This window comes from Streptomyces sp. NPDC005878, from assembly GCF_040629815.1.
GTDB lineage: Bacteria > Actinomycetota > Actinomycetes > Streptomycetales > Streptomycetaceae > Streptomyces.
Genome location: NZ_JBEXWK010000018.1, coordinates 1 through 18,886 on the forward strand (window position 1 = coordinate 1; position 18,886 = coordinate 18,886).

Annotated in this window: 17 protein-coding genes; 5 read left to right on the forward strand and 12 right to left on the reverse strand. The window is 74.7% G+C overall.

Annotated features, from left to right (window positions below; translation table 11 throughout):
* Both ABZ404_RS24355 and ABZ404_RS24360 read right to left on the reverse strand, forming a co-directional pair.
* On the reverse strand, positions 1-371 hold a 371-nt coding region (locus tag ABZ404_RS24355), incomplete at its 3' end, for a substrate-binding domain-containing protein (RefSeq protein ID WP_358836989.1).
* Positions 372-605: 234 nt separating this feature from the next.
* Positions 606-1,319 (reverse strand): TetR/AcrR family transcriptional regulator, encoded by a 714-nt coding sequence (locus tag ABZ404_RS24360; protein ID WP_358836990.1) that lies wholly within the window; start codon positions 1,317-1,319, stop codon positions 606-608.
* Between the two features lie 287 nt (positions 1,320-1,606).
* Between ABZ404_RS24360 and ABZ404_RS24365 the strand changes: the two genes are divergently transcribed.
* On the forward strand, positions 1,607-3,022 hold the full coding sequence (locus tag ABZ404_RS24365) for an MFS transporter (RefSeq protein ID WP_358836996.1): 1,416 nt from the start codon (positions 1,607-1,609) through the stop codon (positions 3,020-3,022).
* Between the two features lie 44 nt (positions 3,023-3,066).
* Here the strand turns inward: ABZ404_RS24365 and ABZ404_RS24370 are convergent, their stop codons facing one another.
* On the reverse strand, positions 3,067-4,050 hold the full coding sequence (locus tag ABZ404_RS24370) for a hypothetical protein (RefSeq protein ID WP_358836991.1): 984 nt from the start codon (positions 4,048-4,050) through the stop codon (positions 3,067-3,069).
* A 110-nt stretch (positions 4,051-4,160) separates the two neighbouring features.
* Between ABZ404_RS24370 and ABZ404_RS24375 the strand changes: the two genes are divergently transcribed.
* The gene (locus ABZ404_RS24375; RefSeq protein WP_358836992.1) at positions 4,161-4,916 is read left to right on the forward strand and encodes a tyrosine-protein phosphatase; all 756 of its coding nucleotides are present in this window, start codon (positions 4,161-4,163) and stop codon (positions 4,914-4,916) included.
* A 95-nt stretch (positions 4,917-5,011) separates the two neighbouring features.
* Positions 5,012-5,995, forward strand: a complete 984-nt coding sequence (locus tag ABZ404_RS24380; RefSeq protein WP_358836993.1) for a hypothetical protein — start codon at positions 5,012-5,014, stop codon at positions 5,993-5,995.
* Between the two features lie 40 nt (positions 5,996-6,035).
* Here ABZ404_RS24380 and ABZ404_RS24385 read toward each other — a convergent pair whose 3' ends face one another.
* On the reverse strand, positions 6,036-6,329 hold the full coding sequence (locus ABZ404_RS24385) for a hypothetical protein (RefSeq protein WP_358836994.1): 294 nt from the start codon (positions 6,327-6,329) through the stop codon (positions 6,036-6,038).
* A gap of 258 nt (positions 6,330-6,587) precedes the next feature.
* On the opposite strand from ABZ404_RS24385, the gene ABZ404_RS24390 reads away from it, so the two are divergent.
* On the forward strand, positions 6,588-8,075 hold the full coding sequence (locus ABZ404_RS24390; protein ID WP_358990863.1) for a sigma-70 family RNA polymerase sigma factor: 1,488 nt from the start codon (positions 6,588-6,590) through the stop codon (positions 8,073-8,075).
* A 78-nt stretch (positions 8,076-8,153) separates the two neighbouring features.
* On the opposite strand, the gene ABZ404_RS24395 is transcribed toward ABZ404_RS24390, so the two are convergent.
* Positions 8,154-8,513 carry a CAP domain-containing protein gene (locus ABZ404_RS24395; RefSeq protein ID WP_358990866.1) on the reverse strand — a complete coding sequence of 120 codons (360 nt, stop codon included), beginning with the start codon at positions 8,511-8,513 and terminating at the stop codon, positions 8,154-8,156.
* Positions 8,444-9,292 (reverse strand): winged helix-turn-helix domain-containing protein, encoded by an 849-nt coding sequence (locus tag ABZ404_RS24400; RefSeq protein WP_358990893.1) that lies wholly within the window; start codon positions 9,290-9,292, stop codon positions 8,444-8,446. The genes ABZ404_RS24395 and ABZ404_RS24400 overlap by 70 nt, the downstream gene beginning before the upstream one ends.
* On the opposite strand from ABZ404_RS24400, the gene ABZ404_RS24405 reads away from it, so the two are divergent.
* Positions 9,180-10,277: a hypothetical protein gene (locus ABZ404_RS24405; RefSeq protein WP_358837133.1), complete on the forward strand. Its 1,098-nt coding sequence runs from the start codon at positions 9,180-9,182 to the stop codon at positions 10,275-10,277. The two genes, ABZ404_RS24400 and ABZ404_RS24405, sit on opposite strands and share 113 nt — an antisense overlap.
* A gap of 287 nt (positions 10,278-10,564) precedes the next feature.
* Here the strand turns inward: ABZ404_RS24405 and ABZ404_RS24410 are convergent, their stop codons facing one another.
* The 6 genes from ABZ404_RS24410 to ABZ404_RS24435 all read right to left on the reverse strand — a co-directional run bounded on the left by ABZ404_RS24410 (position 10,565) and on the right by ABZ404_RS24435 (position 18,717).
* Complete coding sequence (locus ABZ404_RS24410; RefSeq protein ID WP_358837129.1) at positions 10,565-11,092, reverse strand: hypothetical protein; 528 nt, start codon at positions 11,090-11,092, stop codon at positions 10,565-10,567.
* Between the two features lie 11 nt (positions 11,093-11,103).
* Positions 11,104-11,733 carry a sigma-70 family RNA polymerase sigma factor gene (locus tag ABZ404_RS24415; RefSeq protein WP_358837128.1) on the reverse strand — a complete coding sequence of 210 codons (630 nt, stop codon included), beginning with the start codon at positions 11,731-11,733 and terminating at the stop codon, positions 11,104-11,106.
* A 52-nt stretch (positions 11,734-11,785) separates the two neighbouring features.
* Positions 11,786-12,262 carry an LPXTG cell wall anchor domain-containing protein gene (locus ABZ404_RS24420; RefSeq protein WP_358837127.1) on the reverse strand — a complete coding sequence of 159 codons (477 nt, stop codon included), beginning with the start codon at positions 12,260-12,262 and terminating at the stop codon, positions 11,786-11,788.
* Between the two features lie 122 nt (positions 12,263-12,384).
* Positions 12,385-13,278, reverse strand: a complete 894-nt coding sequence (locus ABZ404_RS24425; RefSeq protein ID WP_358837126.1) for a LysR family transcriptional regulator — start codon at positions 13,276-13,278, stop codon at positions 12,385-12,387.
* A 547-nt stretch (positions 13,279-13,825) separates the two neighbouring features.
* Positions 13,826-16,855 (reverse strand): tetratricopeptide repeat protein, encoded by a 3,030-nt coding sequence (locus ABZ404_RS24430; RefSeq protein ID WP_358835733.1) that lies wholly within the window; start codon positions 16,853-16,855, stop codon positions 13,826-13,828.
* The gene (locus ABZ404_RS24435) at positions 16,852-18,717 is read right to left on the reverse strand and encodes an HSP90 family protein (RefSeq protein WP_358835734.1); all 1,866 of its coding nucleotides are present in this window, start codon (positions 18,715-18,717) and stop codon (positions 16,852-16,854) included. The genes ABZ404_RS24430 and ABZ404_RS24435 overlap by 4 nt, the downstream gene beginning before the upstream one ends.
* Positions 18,718-18,886: the final 169 nt, after the last annotated feature.

Here is an 18,886-nt window from a genome sequence, read left to right on the forward strand (position 1 = left end):
TTCTTCACCGCGCCCGCGATCGCCTTGGAGTCCACCGCGTCCACGATCAGCGCGTCGACCTTGTTGGTGATCATCGTGTCGACCTGCTGCGTCTGGATTGTCGCGTCCTGCTTGGCGTTCGCGTAGACGACCTGACCCTTGCCCGCCGTGAGCTCCTTGACCATCTTCTCGATGAGCGGCTTGTCGAACTTCTCGTAACGCGCGGTCTGGTTCTCCGGAAGCAGGAGGCCGATCTTGATGGCGCCGCCCTTCCTGGCCCCGGACTTCTTGGCGGGGTCCCCGGACTCCTTGGCGCTTCCGCAGGCGGCGAGGGAGACGGCCAGCGCGGTGGCGGTCGCGCACACGGCGGCACGACGCATACGGGTGTTCATCGAGAGACCTCCCCTGACATGGCCGCGTCCTCGCGGCCGAGGTGGCTGGAAGTCAACTGGGAGGCGCATGGGGCGTCAAGGAGTTGAGGGTGAACGAGACCGCAATGAGTCATTCCGTTGATTAGTCGAAGAAGCAACAACTCTGAGCGACGGAACGCCGGTTGGGGCCGCGGTGGGGACGGCAGCCCTCGCGCCCCCGGTTCCGCCGTACTCGGCCCGCCCCCGATCCGCCGGTCACGCCAGCCGGAACGCGTCCGCCAGCGCGTCGGCCTGGGCCAGGAGCAGGGTCCGCGTCCTCGGGCCGATCCCGCCGTACTGGCCCGACACCGCGAGGCTGACCGTGCCGTGCAGTTGCGACCAGGCGAGCACCGCGCCCGCCAGCGCGGTACCGGTCCGCGCGTCGTACGGGGGCAGCCCCGTGTGCTCCGCGATCCACGCGGCCAGCGAGTCGTCCTCCCGTACCCACCCGGCCATCTCCTCCACCGTCGGGCGGAACGCGTCGCTGGGGTCGCCGGAGGCGAAGACGGTGAGGAAGGGGCCGAGCGCGGCCCGCGCGCGCTCCGCCGTGTCGGGCGGCGCGGCATGGCCCGGCACCGGGGTCCCCTGGATCAGCAGATAGCGGTGCGGCTGCGCGGTGGCCCAGTCGAGGAACGCGTCGGCGAGGGTGTGCAGCACCGCACGGGCGTCCCTCGCACCGAAACCCCGGGCATGGGTGACGGCGTGCGCCAGATCGTCGTACGCGTCCCGCATCAGCTCGTCCAGCAGTTCGTCGCGGCCCGCGAAGTAGCGGTAGAGGGCCGGTCCGGACAGCCCCATGTCCCGGGCGATCCGGGTCAGCGCCACCGCCTGGGCGCCGCCCTCGGCCAGCTGGTCCAGCGCGGCCGCCTTGATCTCGGCGCGCGTCTGCTCCCGGTAGCGGGCCCGGGGACTCCTCACCTCGGCGGCCATGGGTCCTCCTGCGTCCACCGGGGTCATGGGCGGCGCGGCGGCGGACGCGGTGCCTCGCGTCGCTCCCTGACTCAATGATCCCCTCGTAAGGCCGCTTCGCCAGGGCTACGGGCCGTCACCGCGCCGGACCGGCGCGGGAGGGCGCGTGCGGTGTGTCTCCTGCGTCATCATGCGGATGCGTACCGTTGCCCCTGACCGCGTGAGAAAGAAGGCCGCCGGTGGCTCCGCATTCCGAGGGCGGCTGCGACGCCGGGCCGGGCCGTGCCGGTACGGCCGCCGCCGAGCCCCTGTCCGACCGCGGCCGCTGGCGGGCGCTCGCGGTGTGCCTGGTGGCGGGGTTCATGACGCTGCTCGACGTGTCGATCGTCAACGTCGCCCTGCCCTCGATCCGGGTGGCCCTGGACGCCCCGGAGGCCGACCTCCAGTGGGTCCTCTCCGGGTACGCCCTCGCCTTCGGCCTCTTCCTCGTCCCGGCCGGGCGGGTCGGCGACGCCCGGGGCAGGCGCGCGGTGTTCATGACCGGGCTCGCCCTGTTCGTCCTCGCCTCGGCGGCCTGCGGGGCCGCCCAGTCCAGCCTCTGGCTGGTGGCGGCCCGAGCCGTACAGGGCCTGGCCGCGGGGCTGATCTCGCCGCAGATCTCGGCCCTGATCCAGCAGATGTTCACCGGCGCCGAACGCGGCCGTGCCTTCGGGATGCTCGGCAGCGTCATCGGCCTCTCCACCGCCGTGGGCCCGCTCCTCGGCGGGCTGCTCATCCACGCGGCGGGCCCGCGGGAGGGCTGGCGCTGGGTGTTCTACGTCAACGTGCCCCTCGGGATCGGCTGCCTGCTGCTGGCCCGGCGGCTGCTCCCGGACACCCCGTCCGCCCGCCGCATCTCGCTGCGCGCGCTCGATCCGGTCGGGGTGCTGCTGCTGGGCGCCGGAGTCCTGGCGCTGCTCCTGCCGTTCGTCCAGGCCCAGCAGTGGCACGGCCCCGAGAAGTGGCTGCTCCTGGTCCTGTCGGTCGTGCTGCTCACGGCGTTCGTGGCCTGGGAGCGGCGCCAGAGCGCCGGCGGCGCGTCCCCGGTCGTCGACCTCACGCTGTTCCGCGACCGCGGCTACTGGCTGGGCTGCGCCCTGATCCTGCTCTACTTCGGCGGGTTCACCTCGATCTTCTTCATCAGCGCCCTCTACCTCCAGGCGGGACTGCATCTGAGCGCGCTGCTCGCGGGCCTGGCCATCACCCCGTTCGCGGTCGGCTCCGCAGTCGCCGCCACCATCGGCGGGCGCCTCGTCGGCCGCTTCGGGCGCCGGCTGGTCGCGGTGGGCCTGGTCATGGTCGCCACGGGGCTGGGCGCCACGGCGCTCGCCGTCCACCTGGTGCCGGGCCGGTCCGCGGCGTGGGCGATGACGGCCCCGCTGCTCCTCGCCGGGCTCGGCAGCGGTCTGGTCATCGCCCCCAACCAGACGCTGACGCTCTCCCGGGTCCCGGTCCGCTCGGCGGGCAGCGCGGGCGGCACCCTCCAGACCGGTCAGCGCGTCGGCTCCGCCGTCGGTATCGCCGCCGCCGGGGCGGTCTTCTTCGCGCGGCTGGCGGACGACGACTGGGCCGCGGCGTACGACCACGGACTGCTGGTGTCGCTCGCCTTCGTGGTCGGCGCGCTGCTCCTCGCCCTCGGCGACCTGCGGGCCGACGCCCGCGAGAGCCGGAGCCGGCCAGCCTGAACCCGCTTGCGCGGACGGGTGCCTAGCCGCTCAGGGCGTACCCCTCACCTCACCTCCCTGACGGCCCGCCGCCAAGCCGAGTCGACCGAGAGCAGGGCCGCGGGGGCGAGGTCGGCGGGGACGTCCGGCAGGAAACCGCCGCCGTCCACGGGACCGGGGCCGAGGGGCCGCGCCGGGCCGCGCCGCGCCGCACTCCCTCGGCCCGCCCAGTGCTCGCGCGCCTCGTCCCGTACGTCGACGAGGGCCTGGCGGCGCTCCACCGGCGGCGGGGCGAACCGGCCGCCCGCCGCCCGGGCCTGCTCCTGCCACCGGTCCTGCCAGAACTCGACGGTCCAGCCCGGCCAGCGCGCCTCCATCTGGTAGGCCCCGGCCTGTGCGCCCAGCAGCCACCAGCCCACCAGGCGCCGCGCGGGGTCGACGTGCAGCCCGGAGAGCACCGCGAGTTCGCACCGGCCGTGGTCGGGCGCCGCTGCGAGGCGGTCGAGGAGGGCGGGCCCCTCCGCCACCGGGTGGTCCCCGGCGGCGGCGAGGAGGTGGCAGCGGCCGGCGCCCACGGTGACGACCGTGGCGAGCGGATCGTCCTCGGCGAGTTCCCCGTCGCCCGGGGTGAGCAGAGCGCCCGCGCGCACCTCGCGGCCCGGATCGCGTACCGCGTCCGGGTCCAGGCCCAGGTAGGCGCGCAGCTCGGCCGGGCCGTCGAAGGTCCAGCGCACCTGCCAGCCCGGCCAGGAGTGGCGCAGCAGCTCCAGGGCGGCGGCCCGGTGTCGCATACAGGTGGTCGGCCCGTCCCGGACGAAGACCAGCAGCACCCGGCGGTGCGGGTCGACCAGGACCGCGCCCTCGCAGCGGACGTCGTCGAGCCAGCCGTGGCGCGCGGGGTCGTGGGCGCGCAGGAACGGCAGCACGACGTCGGGACCGGCCAGCAGGTCCAGATCGAGCCCGGCCGCCCCGAACCGCGACTCGTACAGCTCGTACCGCTCGTGGTCGCCGCTGCCGGGAACGACGGCGAAGGTTGCCCATTCGGCCATGGTCGAGAGGATCTCAACCCGGTGTGCCGCCCCACCACCCGGTTCGGGGCGGTGTGTCCAGTGATCCACACCACGGACGGACGGCCGGGACGGCCGTAGGGTGCGCTCCTGTGAACAGACACATCGCGTTCGAGCGGTTGCACAACTTCCGTGACCTGGGCGGCTATCGCACCGAGGACGGCCGCACCGTGCGGTGGGGACGGCTCTACCGCGCCGACTCGCTGGGCAAACTCCAGGGCGAGGACTGGAAGCGGTTCCTGGGCCTGGGAGTGCGGACGGTCATCGACCTGCGCTACCCGTGGGAGATCGAGGGCAAGGGACGCGTCCCCGAGCACGCCTCGCTGACGTACCGCAACCTCAGCGTCGAGCACCGCCCGTACGACCAGGCGAGCCTCGGCGCGGACGTGGACACCGGCCGGTACCTCGCCGACCGCTTCCTGGAAGTCGCCCACGACGGAGTGGAGGAGCTGCGCGAGGCGCTGCGGGTCATCGCCGCGCCCGGCAGCGGGCCGCTGGTCTTCCACTGCGCCTCGGGCAAGGACCGCACCGGTCTGCTCGCCGCGCTCGTGCTGACCCTGCTCGGTGTCCCCGAGGAGGCCGTCATCGAGGACTTCACCCTCACCGGGCTCGCCACCGACCGCCTGATCGCCGACTGGCGGGCCGCCCACCCCGGCCGCGAGATCACCTGGCCGGACTACGGCCGCGCCCCCGCCGCCGTCATGCGCCTCTTCCTCGACGGCCTCGCGGACCGGCACGGCTCGGTGCACACCTACGCACGCGAACTGCTCGGCGCCGACGAGCGGTTGGTCGACGCGCTGCGCGCCGGGCTGCTGGAACGCGCGGCCGAGCCCGTCGCCGTCGTGTGACCGGCGCGCCGGCCGGGGGCCCCGGCGGACCCTTCTGCCCGCCACGCGCCGCGCCTATGGTGGGTCGTCATGTGTGTCCGCCCGGAAGGGGACTGATGGTGCGTAGAACCAGGATCATCCGGCACACAGCCGCACTCGCGGCCGCCCTGCTGATCGGCGCGGGGGCCGGCGCGGGAGCCACCTCGGCCGCCGCCGACGAGAGCGGGCCGGCCCGGGCGAACCGGAACGCCGCCGCGCTCGACGCCTACTGGAGCCCGGCGCGGATGGCCGCCGCGCTGCCCGCCGAGGTGGCGAAGGGCGCCGGGGCCGGGCCGACGGCCTCGCCCACCGAGGACGGACCCCGGCCCGGTGAGCACATCCCGCCCAGCCGGAGCTTCGACGGCATCCCCCAGGCGGGCACGTTCTTCTGGACCGACGCCCACGGCACCGGCCGCACCTGCAGCGGCTCGGTGGTCCGCAGCCCCGGACGCGACCTGGTGCTGAGCGCCGGACACTGCCTGAAGGGCTACGCGGGCCCCGCGCCCCGGCGCCATCTCGCGTTCGTGCCGCGCTACCACGACGGGATCAAGCCGTTCGGCGCCTTCCCCGTGGTGACCGACGGCGTCTACGTGCCGCAGCCCTACTACGACCTGGGCGAGCACGCCGGAGCCGCCTACGACTTCGGGTTCGCGCGCACCGAACCCAACCAGGACGGCACCAGGCTCCAGGACGCGGTGGGCGGAGTCCGCCTGCTCACCGGCACCGGCTACTCCCACCTCCCGGTACGCATGATCGGCTATCCGGGCAACGCGCAGAAGCCGCTGGAGTGCTGGAGCCGCACCACCAGGTTCGTCAGCGACGACCCCGCCGACCCCGGCACCTTCGCGCGCATCGCCTGCGACGCGTTCGTGGGCGGCACCAGCGGCGGACCGATGCTGGTGCCGGGGTGGGACGGCTGGGGCGTGATCGGGGTCATCGGCGGCTACCACACCGGCGGCAACACCCCGCAGGTCTCCTACAGCGCCCCGTTCGGCGCCGCCGCCCGGGCGCTCTACCGCGCCGCGGTCAGGGGCGCCCCACCGGCGGGTCCCGCGTCCTGAGTGCCGTCCGCACCGGAGAGCGGGAGCCCGCCGCGGGGGTTCAGCGGGCCAGGGCCTGCAAACCCTTGCGCAGATCGTCCTGGTTCATGACCGGCGTGAAGTCGACCTTCGCGCCCATTTCGAGGAAGAACGGTTCAGCGGTCTTCGGAATCTGCGACGAGTCCTCCAGGTCGAACACGAGGTAGGCGGTACGGCACCCGTTGCGCGAGGTGAAGTAGGCGGCCTCGGGGTGGATCGCCTCCACGGCGGCTTCCATCGTCTTCTGCATCGAGCCGTTCCTGATGGCCTCGTTGGCCTTCTCGGTGTCCAGTTGGGCGGTCAACAGCATGCGCACGAAACTCACCCCTTCCCGACCGGGTGGGTGCTCACTTGCGGCGCACCGGTGACTCCCGGCCGCGTACACCACCAGCGTCTCCCCTCGGCGCCGATAGCACAACGCGGGAGATCCCGCACACCGGCGCGACAGGAGGTGGGCGTTCCGGCGGGGCGGCCCGTCGTACAAAATGAGGGCCCGGTTCCTGTTATCCCCACGCCTGCCAGGGATCTCCGAACGACGGGAGCGCACAGACGACGCCAGTGGGTGAGGGAGCAGATGCACAGGGACAGCACGTCCATGCCGGAGCTGGTGGGCGCCGCGCGGACCGGCGACGCCCAGGCGCGCGAGCGGCTGGTCGCCGACTACCTCCCGCTGGTCTACAACGTGGTCGGCCGCGCCATGGACGGCCACGCGGACGTGGACGACGTGGTGCAGGAGACCATGTTCCACGCCCTGGAAGGCCTCGACGGGCTGCGCGAACCGTCCCGTTTCCGGTCCTGGCTGATCGCCATCGCGATGAACCAGATACGCCACCGCTGGCGCGCCCAGCAGTACACGACCCCGGCCGCCCCCGAGCAGCTGGCCGCGGCCGCCGACCCGGAACCGGACTTCGTGGACCTCACCATCCTGCGCCTCGGCCTGTCCGGGCAGCGCCGCGAAGTGGCCGAGGCGACCCGCTGGCTCGACGAGAGCGACCGCGAACTCCTCGCCCTGTGGTGGCAGGAGGCGGCGGGCGAGCTCACCCGCGCCGAGCTCGCCGAGGCGATGGCCCTCACCCCGCAGCACACCGCCGTCCGGGTCCAGCGCATGAAGGCCCAGCTGGAGGTGGGCCGGGTCGTGGTGCGGGCGCTCGCGGCCCGGCCGCTCTGCGACGAGCTGGCCCGGACCGTCGCCGGGTGGGACGGCCGCCCCGCACCGGTGTGGCGCAAGCGGATCGCCCGCCACACCCGTGACTGCCGGACCTGTTCCGGGCGGGGCGCGGGGCTGGTGCCCGCCGAGGGGCTGCTCGCCGGCCTCGCCCTGCTGGCGCCGCTGTACGGGGCCGCGCAGTTCGTCCCGGGCGCCCGTATGGCGCCGGTCGCGTCCACCGCGCCGGTGCCGGGCGCCGCCGGGGCGGGGCCCGCCGCACCGGCGAAGGCACCCGCGTACGCGGTCAAGGGCGCGCTCGCCCTCGCGCTCGCCGCCGTCCTCGCCGTCGGCACCGCCCTGCTCTGGCCCGACCCGCGGCCGCGGGCCACTCCCGCCCCGCCCGCCGCACCCCGGACCACCGCCCCGACCGTCCCGCCCTCCCCCTCCGCCCCACCCGTACGGCCATCCGCCAAGCCGAGCCCGTCACCCACCTCCACCCCGAGGACCGCCCGGCCCACACCGGCCGCCGTGCCCCCCGAGCAACGGCTGCTGCGGCTGGTCAACAGCCGCCGGAGCGCGGCCGGCTGCGCCCCGCTGCGGATGGACCCGCGGCTGACGTCGGCGGCCCAGCGGCACGCCCGGGACATGGTGGCGCGCCACTACTACGACCACGCGAACCCCGAGGGGCAGCACGCCGACGCCCGGATGCGGAACGCCGGGTATCCGGTCGGGGCCTGGGCGGAGAACCTGGACCGGGGGACGGCGGACCCGGCGGCGATCGTCGAGGACTGGACGGACGGCGCGATCCACCAGCACAACATGCTCGACTGCGGCTACCGCGACACCGGCGTGGCCGCCGCGGCGGGGCCCGGGGGCACGGTGTGGGTGCAGGACTTCGCGGGCCCCTCGTCCTGAGGCGGCCTCCCGCCCCGGGGCGGTTGCCCGTCCCGGGAACGGTCCGCCGTCCCGCGCCCCACCGCTGCCGGGCGCGGGTCAGCTGCCGAAGTTCTGCACCCACCACGGGCCGTTGCCGCTGAGGTTGACCCCCACACCGATGTCCTTGAAGCCGCAGTCCAGGATGTTGGCCCGGTGGCCGGGGCTCTTCATCCAGTCGCGCATCGCGTCGGCGGCGCTCTTCGGCCCCCGGTGGATGTTCTCGCCCCACTTGTGCCAGTCGTATCCGGCGGCGCTCATCCGGTCGCCCGCGTTGCGTCCCTCCGGGCTGTTGTGCTCGTAGTAGTCGCGCGCCGCCATGTCGTCGGCGTGCGCCTGGGCGGAGGTGTTCAGGCGGCCGTTCGCCCTGAAGGGCGCGCAACCCGCTTTGGCGCGCTCGGCGTTGGCGAGGTCCACCACCTGCTGGACGTACGAGGCGGCGGCGCCGGAGGGCGCGTTGTCCGTACGCGGAGGTGTGCTCCCGCGCGGTATACGACCGCCGCCCGGGTGGCCCTGGGTCGTCGTGCTGCCGGTACCGGCGCCCGTGCCCGTGCCTGTACCGGAGCCCGTTCCCGTGCCGGGGTGCGCGGAACCGGAGGCGGTGCCGGTCCGGCTCGGCTTCGGCTTGGGGGAGGGGGACTTCGCGGGCGCGGTGGAGCGTATCGGGGAGGGGGCGGCGGACGGGGCGGGGGGGTCCGTTGCCGCTCCGGCGCCGAGGGGGTGGCCGGCGGGCGGGGCCGCCTGGGTGCGTACGGCCTCGGCGGGATCGTCGGAGTGCGGCCACAGCAGCGCTCCGGCGACGGCGGCGACCGCCACGGTCCCGGCCACGGCGGTGCCGACGGCCCGCCGGGACCGCTGCCGGTGCGCACGCCGCCGGGTGGCCCGTCCTTCGCTCGCGGGCCGGACGTGGGGGTGGTCGTCGTGGTGCTGCATGGGGCTCCGCTCTCTCTCCGGTGCTGCCGGGGTGTCCGGCACATGGGAGAGCGGGAGGGGGCCGGGCCATAACACTTTCCGCGTACGTGACCTGGGCCACAGGGGCCGGTCAGGTGCGCAGGGGTGTGCAGCACCGCGTTGCGGTCCCGTGCCGTGCCGACCAGGCCCGCCGACCGCAGCACCGTGGCGTGTTCGCTCGCGCTCGCCGGGGAGATGCCCGCCCGGGCGGCGAGCCGACTGGTGGTCAGCCCCGGGTGTTCCGCGATCGCGCACAGCACGGTGGCCCGGGTGCGGCCGAGGAGCGCCGCGAGCGAGCGGGGCGCGGCGCTCAGGGCGCCCGCGGTCACCGTCGCGGGCAGCGGGGACCACGGCGGCCGGTCGTCGCCGACGGGGAAGCTGACCCAGGGCTGCGGCCCGGCGTCGTCGAAGACCGGATACGCCGAGCCGAAGAGCGTCGGTACGAGCAGCAGTCCCCGCCCTTCGAGACGCAGGTCGCCGTCGTGGCCGGAGGCCATGGTCAGTTCCAGCACCGGAGGGTTCCAGCGCACCCGCCGCGGGTGGAGCCGCTGGAGCAACCGCTCCACGCCGCCCTCGGTCAGATGCCGCATCCGCCTCGCCCGGTCGACGTCGGCGAGCCGCTCGATCCGGGGCCAGTACGGCGCCACGAGCTGCTCGTACGTGTCCTCGAAGACATCGACCAGCTCCCGCAGGAAGCGGGGGTCGTCGGCGAGGCGGCCCGTCCAGGCCGGAATCCGCTGGACCCGGCCCGCCCACTGGCCCACGTGTTCCCGTACCCGCCCCGCCGGGGTGGCGCGCACCTTCTCCCACAACTCCTGGACGCCGCCCGGCTCCACCGGCAGGAGGAAGTCCAGCGACCATCCGGTGGGCGGCACCACGTCGAAGGCCAGGCGGTTGCGGGGCGCCAGCCGTGCCAGCGACTCCCGCCGCCACGCGTCGAAACGCGCCCGGTGCACGCTCTCCTGCAACACCCGCAGGGCTACGTCGAGTTCGAGCATCGGCCGCGGCCCCTCGGCCACCCGGGTGCGGGCGAGGTCGTCGGCGGTGAAGTGGATGCGCAGCGTCACGCGCCCGAGCATGGCCGTCGGCCGTGTTTCGGACCAGCCCGAAACACGTCACCTCCGGGGCCGTGGCCCTGCCACGCTGGAGGTGCACGACAACGGGGGAGTGCCGGCCGGCCCACACACGGCTACGGGGGCGGTGGGCCGGCCGGCACTTGCGTGCGTGGGTTGAGCGGGCCGGGTATGCCCGTGGGCTGGGGGCCGTGTCGAGCCCGGGGGCCTGGCACGGGCGCTTCAGTGGGCGGCTTCAGCGGGGTGCCGGTGTCGACGGTGTACGGGACGAGCGTCGGCACGTGTGTGCCTGTGTCGGGGCGAGTGGGCCGCGCGTGCCTGCGCTTCGGTACGGGCGGGTTCTGCGGGGCGCCGGTGCCAACGGTGTACCGGACAGCGGCGGCACGTGCGTGCCTGTTGTAGGTGGGCGCGCGGGCCGCGTCCTCCCCCGCCTCTATACGGGCCGCTTCAGCGGGTTGCCGGTGGCGACGGGGTGCGGGACGGCTGGAGCGAGGGGAGGCCCGTCGACCTCGGTGGCGGCGTCCGAGGGGGCGCGCTGGTGTCCGGCTGGGGGGTGGTGCCCGGGGTCCGGGCCGACGGCCGGGCGGGCCGTCGCGCCTTCGTCGGCGGCGTCGAGGGCTCGGGCCGGGGCGATTCGGCCCGGGAGGGGTGGGGGGAGGGGTGCGGGGAGACCGGACCCGGAGAGACCGGGCCCGGGGTGGCCGCGGGCAGCGGGTGGTCCGGCGCACCGCCCGGCTCCACGGCCAGGTAGCCGATCGCCACGGCCGCCGCGGTGGCGAGCGCGGCCAGCGGCAGGGCCAGGCGGCGCGACCCCGGGGTGGGCGGCCACGACCGGAGGAGCGCGGTCCGGCGCAGATGCGGGCCCGGTGGGTCCGCCGGGCGCAGATCGCGGACCGTCACGGTCTGCGCGCGGGCCGCCAGCGCCCGCCGCAGCCGTACCTCGACGGGGCGTTCGGGACTCTCCCCGCCACTCATGTCCACTCCTCTCACGACCGCTCCTTCAAGATCTTCTCCAGGGCGTCCAGGCCCCGGCTCGCCAGCGACTTCACCGAACCGCGGCTGATCCGCAGCGTCTGCGCGATCTCGGCCTCGGTGAGCTCGCCCCAGTACCGCAGCACCAGTACCTCTCGGCGGCGCGCGCTCAACCGCCCCAGCGCGGCCAGCACTTCGCGGTGCTCCTCGTCGAGGACGACGCGCTCCTCGGCGGAGGGCGCGTCGGCCTCGTGCGGCGGGGTGTACGCGCGCGCCGTACGCCGCCGCCGCAGCACCGAGCGGGAGGCGTTGACCACGGCGGTACGGAGATAGGCGAGCGCGTTGTCCACCTCGGCGATCTCCTCGCCGTGGCGCCGGTACAGCGCGGTGAACGCGTCCTGCACCACGTCCTCGGCCGTGGCCCGGTCGTCCACGAGCATCACCGCGAGGTGAACCATGCGCAGCCGGTGCGCGTGGTAGAGCCCGCTGATGGTCGGCCGTGCGGGGTGCGGGCCGTACCCGCCGAGGACGGCCGGGCGCTCCGGCCCGGTGACCAGCCGGTCCCGGCGCAGCAGCCAGTGCAGAAAGGCGCGCGGGCCCAGACGCCCTGGCGGCGCCGGGTACCGGACGGCGGTGTACTCCATCACTTCCTCGGGTGGAACGGCGCGGCCCCGCACGGCGGGGCCGTCCTGCGCCTCAGTGGTTCTGTCGCCGCCGGACGGCGTAGACGGTCCCGGCGCCCGCGGCGATCAGCGCGCCCGCTCCGGCACCCAGGACCGTGTTGGTCTTGGACGAGCCAGTATGGGCCAGTTCGTCCTGGCGTGTCGAAGGGGAGGGCGCGGCGCTGGGTTCGGCGCCGGGCCGGGACTCGCCCGGGGTCTTCGTCGGGGGCGCCGGCTCGGGCGCGCTCGGGGGCGTGCTGGGCGCGGCGGAGGGCCGCAGGCTGGGGGCGGCGGGCGTCGTGGCGGGTGCGGGGCGCTGGGGTGAGGTGGACGGCGCCACGGTCGGTGCGGCGGACGCCGGGGCGGGGCGGCTGGTGGCCAGATGGCGCGGCTGCGTGCCGCCGTCGGCGTGGGCCGTGTGGGCCAGGGCGGGCACGGCGAGCGCGGCCAGCAGTCCGGCGGCGGCAGCCCCGCGGGAGAAGGTGCGGCCGTGGTGCTTCGTGGTGTTCACGTAGTACGTCTCCAGGTCGGCTGAACGGCGTCGGACGACGCCCTTCACCCCTCACGACGTGCGGCGAGGGCCGGGGTTGCCGACGAGTCGAAGAAAGTTTTCGTACCGCGTCGGCGCACCCCTCACCCTTCCCCCGTGAGCGTGTCCACGACGGTGCCCGCGAACTCCTGGGCGAGCGGCCCCAACGCGTCCCACTGGCGTACCGCCCACCCCGCCGCCAGCGGGGGGAGCGTCGGCAGCGGTACGAAGCGCACCGCGCCCGGGGCGGAGGCGGTCCACCCCGGCAGCGCGGGCACCACGGCGTGGCCGAGCCCCAGCTCGGCAAGAAGGATCGCGGTGTCCCAGTCCGCCACGCTGGTGGTGGAGGCCAGGCTGACGTCCAGACCGGTCAGTTGCCGGTCCAGGTGGTGCCGGGACCGGGAGTCGGCGGGCAGTTGAATGTGCCGGATACCGGCCAGGTCGGCCGGTTCGATGCTGCTCCTGCCCGCGAGGGGATCGTCCGCGTGGACGGCGAGGACCCACGGCAGCTCGATGACCGGACGCTGTTCGATGCCCCGCACGGGGGCGCCGATGGTGATCCAGGCGAGATCGGAGTCTCCCGCGGCGAGCGCGTCTACGCAGGCCCGGCTAGAGTTCTCGGTACGGAACTCCAGTCCGGCGCGGGGGTGCGCGCCCCGGAAGCGCACCACCGCGTCGGACATGAAGTGGCGGACGGTGGTGGCGCCGGTGGCGATCCGCACGGTGCCGCCGTCGCCCTCTCTGAGCTGGCGGAGCTGACGCAGTGCCAGCTCTATGTGGCCGATGCCCTGCGCGGCGGCCTGCTGGAGGATGCGCCCGGCCTGGGTGGGGGCGACCCCGCGCGGGCGCCGCTCCAGGAGGGGCAGCCCGAGCTCGGCCTCCAGCCGCTTGACGTGCTGGCTCACCGCCGACTGCGTACGCGACAGATCGCGTGCCACGGCGCTGAGATTGCCGCTCTCGCAGGCGGCGACGAAGACGCGGAGATCATCGAGAGTCATGAACCCCAAGGTATTGCTTGGGCCTTCGAAAGAAAACCAGAGGATTGACTGGGGTGAGGGGCCCCGCGAGGATGTGACGCGGGGCGGCAACCCGTCCGTGGAAGCCATCAGGGATCCGGACCCGGACGGCGGTCCCCCACGGAGGGTGCCGACCCCGACCCCGGGTGCGGACTTTGCGGCCCGGGTGAGCTGACGGCCCGGCAGGTCACGCCATCCGGCAGGTCATGCCATCCGGCGGTGAATGCGCTGACCGGGGTGAATGCGCTGACCGAGGTGACTGCGGTGACTGCGGTGACTGCGGCGAGTGTGGCGTTGCGGCGAGCGGGCAACGGTGCCTGGGCGTCTGGGGCCGTGCGCTCGGGGCGACGGGCCGGCCTGTGAGCCGGTGGCACTTGACCTGCTCCTGTTTTCGGGGCCACCCGCCGGGGCCGCCAAGTGCAGCCCGAACGCGCCCCCCAGCTTCCCGGGGCACTGGCAGCGCCAGTAGGGCGCGCCGGGCCCCGGCGGCGGGGGGGGGAGGGGCCTACTCGCACCTCCCCCCCGGCAGTCACCCCAACCGCTCCCGTATCTGCTCCGCTTGGGCAGCGAGCTCGGCCGCCTCGGGGCCCTCCAACTGCCCGAGACGGGCGATGAGGGCGGTCAGCCGAGCTGTGCCGTCGTGTGCCCGGCCCATCTCCTGTTCGGTCCAGGCCGCCCGGGCGGCGCACTGGAACCATTCGCGCAACGCGTCCTCGCCGAGCCCGGCATAGCCGGTGGACGCGCGGTCGAGGAGTGCGACGATCTCGGTCCGGACAGCCGCGGACGCCTCGGCCGTCACGTCCGGTTCTGCGTTGGCGGAGGTACCCCCTCCGTCCTGCCCGTCGTCGTGGTCGTCCTCGTCCTCGTACTCCTCGTCCTGTGCGTCCTGCTCCAGGGAGTCCTCCAGGACGGCGGCGAGTTGCTGCCAGGTCTGCGCCCGCTCGTAGCGCGACTCGGGCTCCTCGGAGCCTTCGAGTACGGCGAGCGCCTGCTCCATCAGCGCGCGCGCCTGCCCGTACCGGTCGTCGCCCGCAGCGCCCTCCGCCGCCAGCCAGGCCAGCGACCGCAGCACCCGGACCTCCCCGACGGGGTTGTCACCCGCCTGCCGCCACAGCTCCAGCGCCCGTCCGTATGCCGACCGCGCCTCCTCGCGCAGCCCGGCCGCCGCGAGCGCCTCGGCGGCGGAGTGGGCCAGGCTCGCCTGCGGACGGGGGTTCTCCCAGCCCTTCGCGGTCTCCGCGGCGAGCAGATACTGCTCGGCCGCCGCACGCTGGTCGTTGAGTCCGCGCAGCAGTTCACCGAGCATCCGCCGGGCCTCCACCGCCTCCTGTTCGCCGTGCTCCACCAGGTCGGGCAGCGCGGACTGGAGGACCTCGGCCGCCTCGGCGGTGCGCTCGGCCTCCGCGTAGGCGCGGGCCAGCAGCAGGCGCGCCCGGGCGCCGCCGGTCGCGGCGAGCCCCGCCTGGTCGAGCCAGTGCACCGCTTCCAGCGCGTGCGCCGCCGCCTCGTCGGCCGCGCCGGGGCCGCGCAGCAGGATCTCCGCGAGCGTGAGCCGTACGGCGGCGTGCTCCTCGGGATCCGTCAGCTCGGCGGCATGGGCGAGCGCGGCCCGGGCGAGGGCCTCGGCGCCCTCCGCGTCGCCCCGTGCCGCCAGCACGCGTGCCCGCAGCGACAGCGGTTCGACCGCCTCCCAAGGGTGCTCGGCGGCGAGGCAGCGCTGCGCGGCGGACGCCAGCAGAGGCTCCGCCCGGCCGAGGTCACCGGTCATCAGCGCCATCCGGGCCAGGACCAGTTCCGCCTCGGCGACCACATCCGCCACATCCACATCCCCGTCCGCATCCGCGCAGCCGCCGGTGCCGTGCGCGGCGACGAACTCCTCCAGCCCGACGACCAGATGGGCGTCCCGCGTCCGCCGGTCCTCCTCGGGCGTCTCGCGCTCGCGCAGGTACGACTCGATGTGGAGAGTGGCCAGTTCGGCTGCCGCGACCCGGCGGGCGCGAGCGGGGTCGGTCTCGGCCAGGGTCCGCGCGGCCTCGGTGGCGACGGCCAGCAGGTTCCGGATCTCCACGGTCTCCGCGCCCGACCGGGCGGCGGCGGCCGCGACGCCGAGCAGGGCGTAGGCCGCGCGGGCGGGGCGCCCGGCCGCCCGCTGGGCGTCGGCCGCGCGCGCGAACAACTCCCGGGCCTGCTCGGAGCCGGCCCGGGCCGCCGCCGTCGCGCGGAACTCCAGCAGGTCGGCGGCCGTGGCCGCGTCGGGCAACGCCTCTCCCGCCGCGACGCGTTCGGCGACCCTGGCCCAGAGGGCGTCGGCCGAGGGACGGCCCTGCCTCCGAACCGTACGCGCGTGCTCGACCAGAGTCGCGAGGTCCAGGGTGTCGGTGGCGGCCGCGGCCTGGGCCGGGGCAGCGGCCGGGCGCACGCCCGCGGGCGCCGGGGCCGCCGGAAGTCCCGCGGTGCGCACCCCGAGCGGCAGCACGTCGACCAGGGGCTGCTGGGCGATCCGCTCGGCCAGCCGCTGCGAGACATGCGCGGAGCCGTTGCGGGCGTCGAAGCGGGCGGCGATGGTAGTGGCGTCCGCGAAGAGCCGCTCGTACAGCTCCTTCACCGTGTGTCCCGTGCCCCGGTAGGGCACGGCGGGGCGGTCGCCGTGCCCCAGGTCGGTGAGACGGCGCAGCAGCACCAGGACGCCGCCCGCGAACTCCATCTGCGTCTCGACGTCGGTGAGCGGGCCGAGATGGGTGGTGTACTCGGCGAGGATCTCCAGACCGCGCGGTTCGTTGCCGGTCAGCGCGCAGAACTCGATGTGCTTGCCGACCGAGCGCAGCAGGCTGTCGTTGCCGCGGGTCATCCGGTAGCCGCGCACGTGGTGCGAGCGGGCCTCGTCGAGGCGGCCGAGGCGCACCAGGGGGAGCAGCGAGTGCGCCAGGACCCGGTGCGGCTCCTCCATGCAGGACATCTCACCCGAGAGCACCGGCGCCCAGATCTCGATCGCCTTGGCGTCCTCGCCCTTGCGCGCCCAGTACCAGCCCTGGGTGTTGATCTCGCACGCGTGGCAGTCGCTCATCCGGTCGCGCGCGGCCGCGGTCCAGCCCGCCGCGGCCCGGTCCATACGGGCTTCGTCGCCGGTCGCGTCGGCGAGGTGGAACTCGGCCTGGCGCACGGCCCGTTCGCTGTATCCGGCGAGCCGGTAGCGGCGCTCCATGTCCACCAGCCAGCCCTCCACCGCGGCGAGCGGGATGTCCGGGGACTCGACGATCCGCCCGGCCACCCACTTGAAGCGCCAGAACAGGCCGTGCACCTCGTAGACGGGGAAGGCGGCCGGGTCGCGGTCGTACTCCTGGAGCAGACGCGCGAACGGCACCACCATCTTGGTGCGCTCGGCGCTCCACTCGTACGCGTCGATCAGCCGGTCCAGCGCCTGGCGGAACAGCTCGCGGTCTCCGCTGGACTCGGCGGCGGCGGCCAGTGTCTCCGCGCGCGCGTTGCGCGCCGCGCCGTAGGGAGTCCGCGCGTTCTCCGCCAGGGCCTGGCGGATCTCCTCGGGGGTCAGGGCGGTCACTTCCGGCCCTCCTGGGGGTGGGTGCCCGGCGTGGAGTGGGTGGCCCATTCCAGGAGGTCCAGGAAGGCCCGGTTGAGCAGGGTGGAGTCGGCCGGGCGCAGCGGTCGCTGCGACATCAGCAGCGCCTGGCCGTAGAGCGATTCGATGGCCGTGCCGGTCAGTTCGGCGTCCGGCAGCGTGGCGATCCGGCGGATCAGCGGGTTGTTGTGGTTGAGCACCAGCCGCGCGCGCGGGGCGGAGCCGCGCAGGGCGCCGAGGATGTCGTTCCACAGCGAGTCGGCGTTCTCCTGGGCGGCGGCCCGGTCGCGCTCGTGCCGCGCCTGCCGGTCGTCGAGGAACAGCGCGGGCACGGCCACCGGCTGGAAGGCCCGCAGCACCACGTCGCACCCGTGCGGGTCGAGCCGGGTGCGGGCGGTCGACAGGAAGGCGGCGAGCGACAGCTCCGCGGTGGTGGGCACCGGGTCGAGGCGGTCGGTGACCGCGCCCGCGTCGAGCTCGGTGACCTTCAGGCCGGGCCGGATTTTGGGGAGCAGGGCGAGCAGGTTGGCGTCGTACGTGTAGCCCGCGTTGACGACGCCCAGGCCGTGCGCCGCCGCGATCGGGGCGATCTGCCGGAACTCCTCGACGGTCCGGGTGAAGTGGATCTCGGTGTGGGCGGCCGCGAACTCATCCAGGCTGCGCCGGCCGTCGTTGGTCTCGAACGGCAGCCACGGCAGCATCAGCGCGAAGAGCTCGGCGTCGTGCCGGGCCAGGGACTTCACGCCCAGGTGATGCACGCTCAGGAACGCGGCGAGGCGCTGCGGGTCGCCCGCGGCGAGCTCCGCGAGCCACTGCCGCAGCCGGGCGCCGAGGGCGTCGCGGACGGCGGCGAGCGTCTCGTCGTCGTACAGGTTCTCCCGCGACGCCGTGGGGCGCAGGGTGTCGGTGTCGACCACCGCGCGCACGAAGAACGCCCACTCGGGCAGCAGGTTGTCGGCGCGGTCGGTGAGCAGCATGCCCTTGAGGTAGGTGCGGTGCCCGGCCCGGTGCGCCGGGCTGGTCGGCTCCGGCAGTACGTAAGCGACGCCCCGCACGCCCGCGACCGGCAGGTCCAGGTCGATCGAGTCCAGCGGGGTGAAACCGAAGACCCGCGCGCAGTGACCGGAGAGCGCGACGCGGCGGGCGGCCGGTGTCGGGTACTCCCGCTCCCAGACGGGCGGCCGGTCGGTGACCGGGCGCTCGGCGCCGTCGTCCCCCGCGAACGCGATGTCATAGGGGAGCAGGGAGCCGAAGTCGCGGGCGAGTTCCTCCACGCGCGCGGCGGTGGTCCACTCCTCGGCACCCGGGCGCGGTTCGAGGTGGACGGTGGTACCGGGCTCGGGCCTGGCGTCGTCGGGCAGGACGCGGACCGTGTACGACCCGTCGTCGCTCGCGAGCCACTCCACGGGGGCGGCGTCGGGGGTGCGCGCCGAGCGGGTGACCACACGGATGCGGCGGGCCACCACGAAGCAGGCGAGCAGGCCGATGCCGAACTGGCCCAGGAACTCCCGCCGGGCGGACTCCAGACCGTGCTCCCCGCCGCGCTTGGAGCTGCGGCCGATCGTGGCGAGCAGGGTGTGCACCTCGTCGGCGGTCAGGCCGATGCCGCTGTCCTCGATGGCGACCCTGCCGTCAACCGAGGAGAGGCGGATGCGGATACGGGCCTCGGGGTCGTGCGCCCGGCGGGCCGTGACCGCGTCCACCGCGTTCTGCAGGAGCTCGCGGACGTAGACCCGCGGGCTCGAGTACAGATGGTGGGAGAGGAGGTCGACCAGCCCTCGCAGGTCGACCTGGAAGCTGTTGACGTCCGGCGGAGCGCCGTCGGTCGGGGCGGCGGAAGTCATGGATCATCACCTCGCGGGCACAGGGAAACAGGCGATCGCGAGGCCCCCCTCGTCGATCACGACGTGAGAATCAGCGTAGGGGCGGCCACTGACAATCTCCTCCGGGTTTGCCCTCGGCGGCGTTCCGCGCTCCGTGACGCCGTGATCTTGCGTTTCGTTACTGTCCGTG

Bases quoted from the DNA above. Each gene is read 5' to 3' on its own strand.
- ABZ404_RS24360 (WP_358836990.1), bottom strand. From the start codon at position 1,319: ATGGCCGCCGAGGTGAGGAGTCCCCGGGCCCGCTACCGGGAGCAGACG.
- ABZ404_RS24370 (WP_358836991.1), bottom strand. From the start codon at position 4,050: ATGGCCGAATGGGCAACCTTCGCCGTCGTTCCCGGCAGCGGCGACCAC.
- ABZ404_RS24380 (WP_358836993.1), top strand. From the start codon at position 5,012: ATGGTGCGTAGAACCAGGATCATCCGGCACACAGCCGCACTCGCGGCC.
- ABZ404_RS24390 (WP_358990863.1), top strand. From the start codon at position 6,588: ATGCACAGGGACAGCACGTCCATGCCGGAGCTGGTGGGCGCCGCGCGG.
- ABZ404_RS24410 (WP_358837129.1), bottom strand. From the start codon at position 11,092: ATGAGTGGCGGGGAGAGTCCCGAACGCCCCGTCGAGGTACGGCTGCGG.
- ABZ404_RS24415 (WP_358837128.1), bottom strand. From the start codon at position 11,733: ATGGAGTACACCGCCGTCCGGTACCCGGCGCCGCCAGGGCGTCTGGGC.
- ABZ404_RS24425 (WP_358837126.1), bottom strand. From the start codon at position 13,278: ATGACTCTCGATGATCTCCGCGTCTTCGTCGCCGCCTGCGAGAGCGGC.
- ABZ404_RS24435 (WP_358835734.1), bottom strand. From the start codon at position 18,717: ATGACTTCCGCCGCCCCGACCGACGGCGCTCCGCCGGACGTCAACAGC.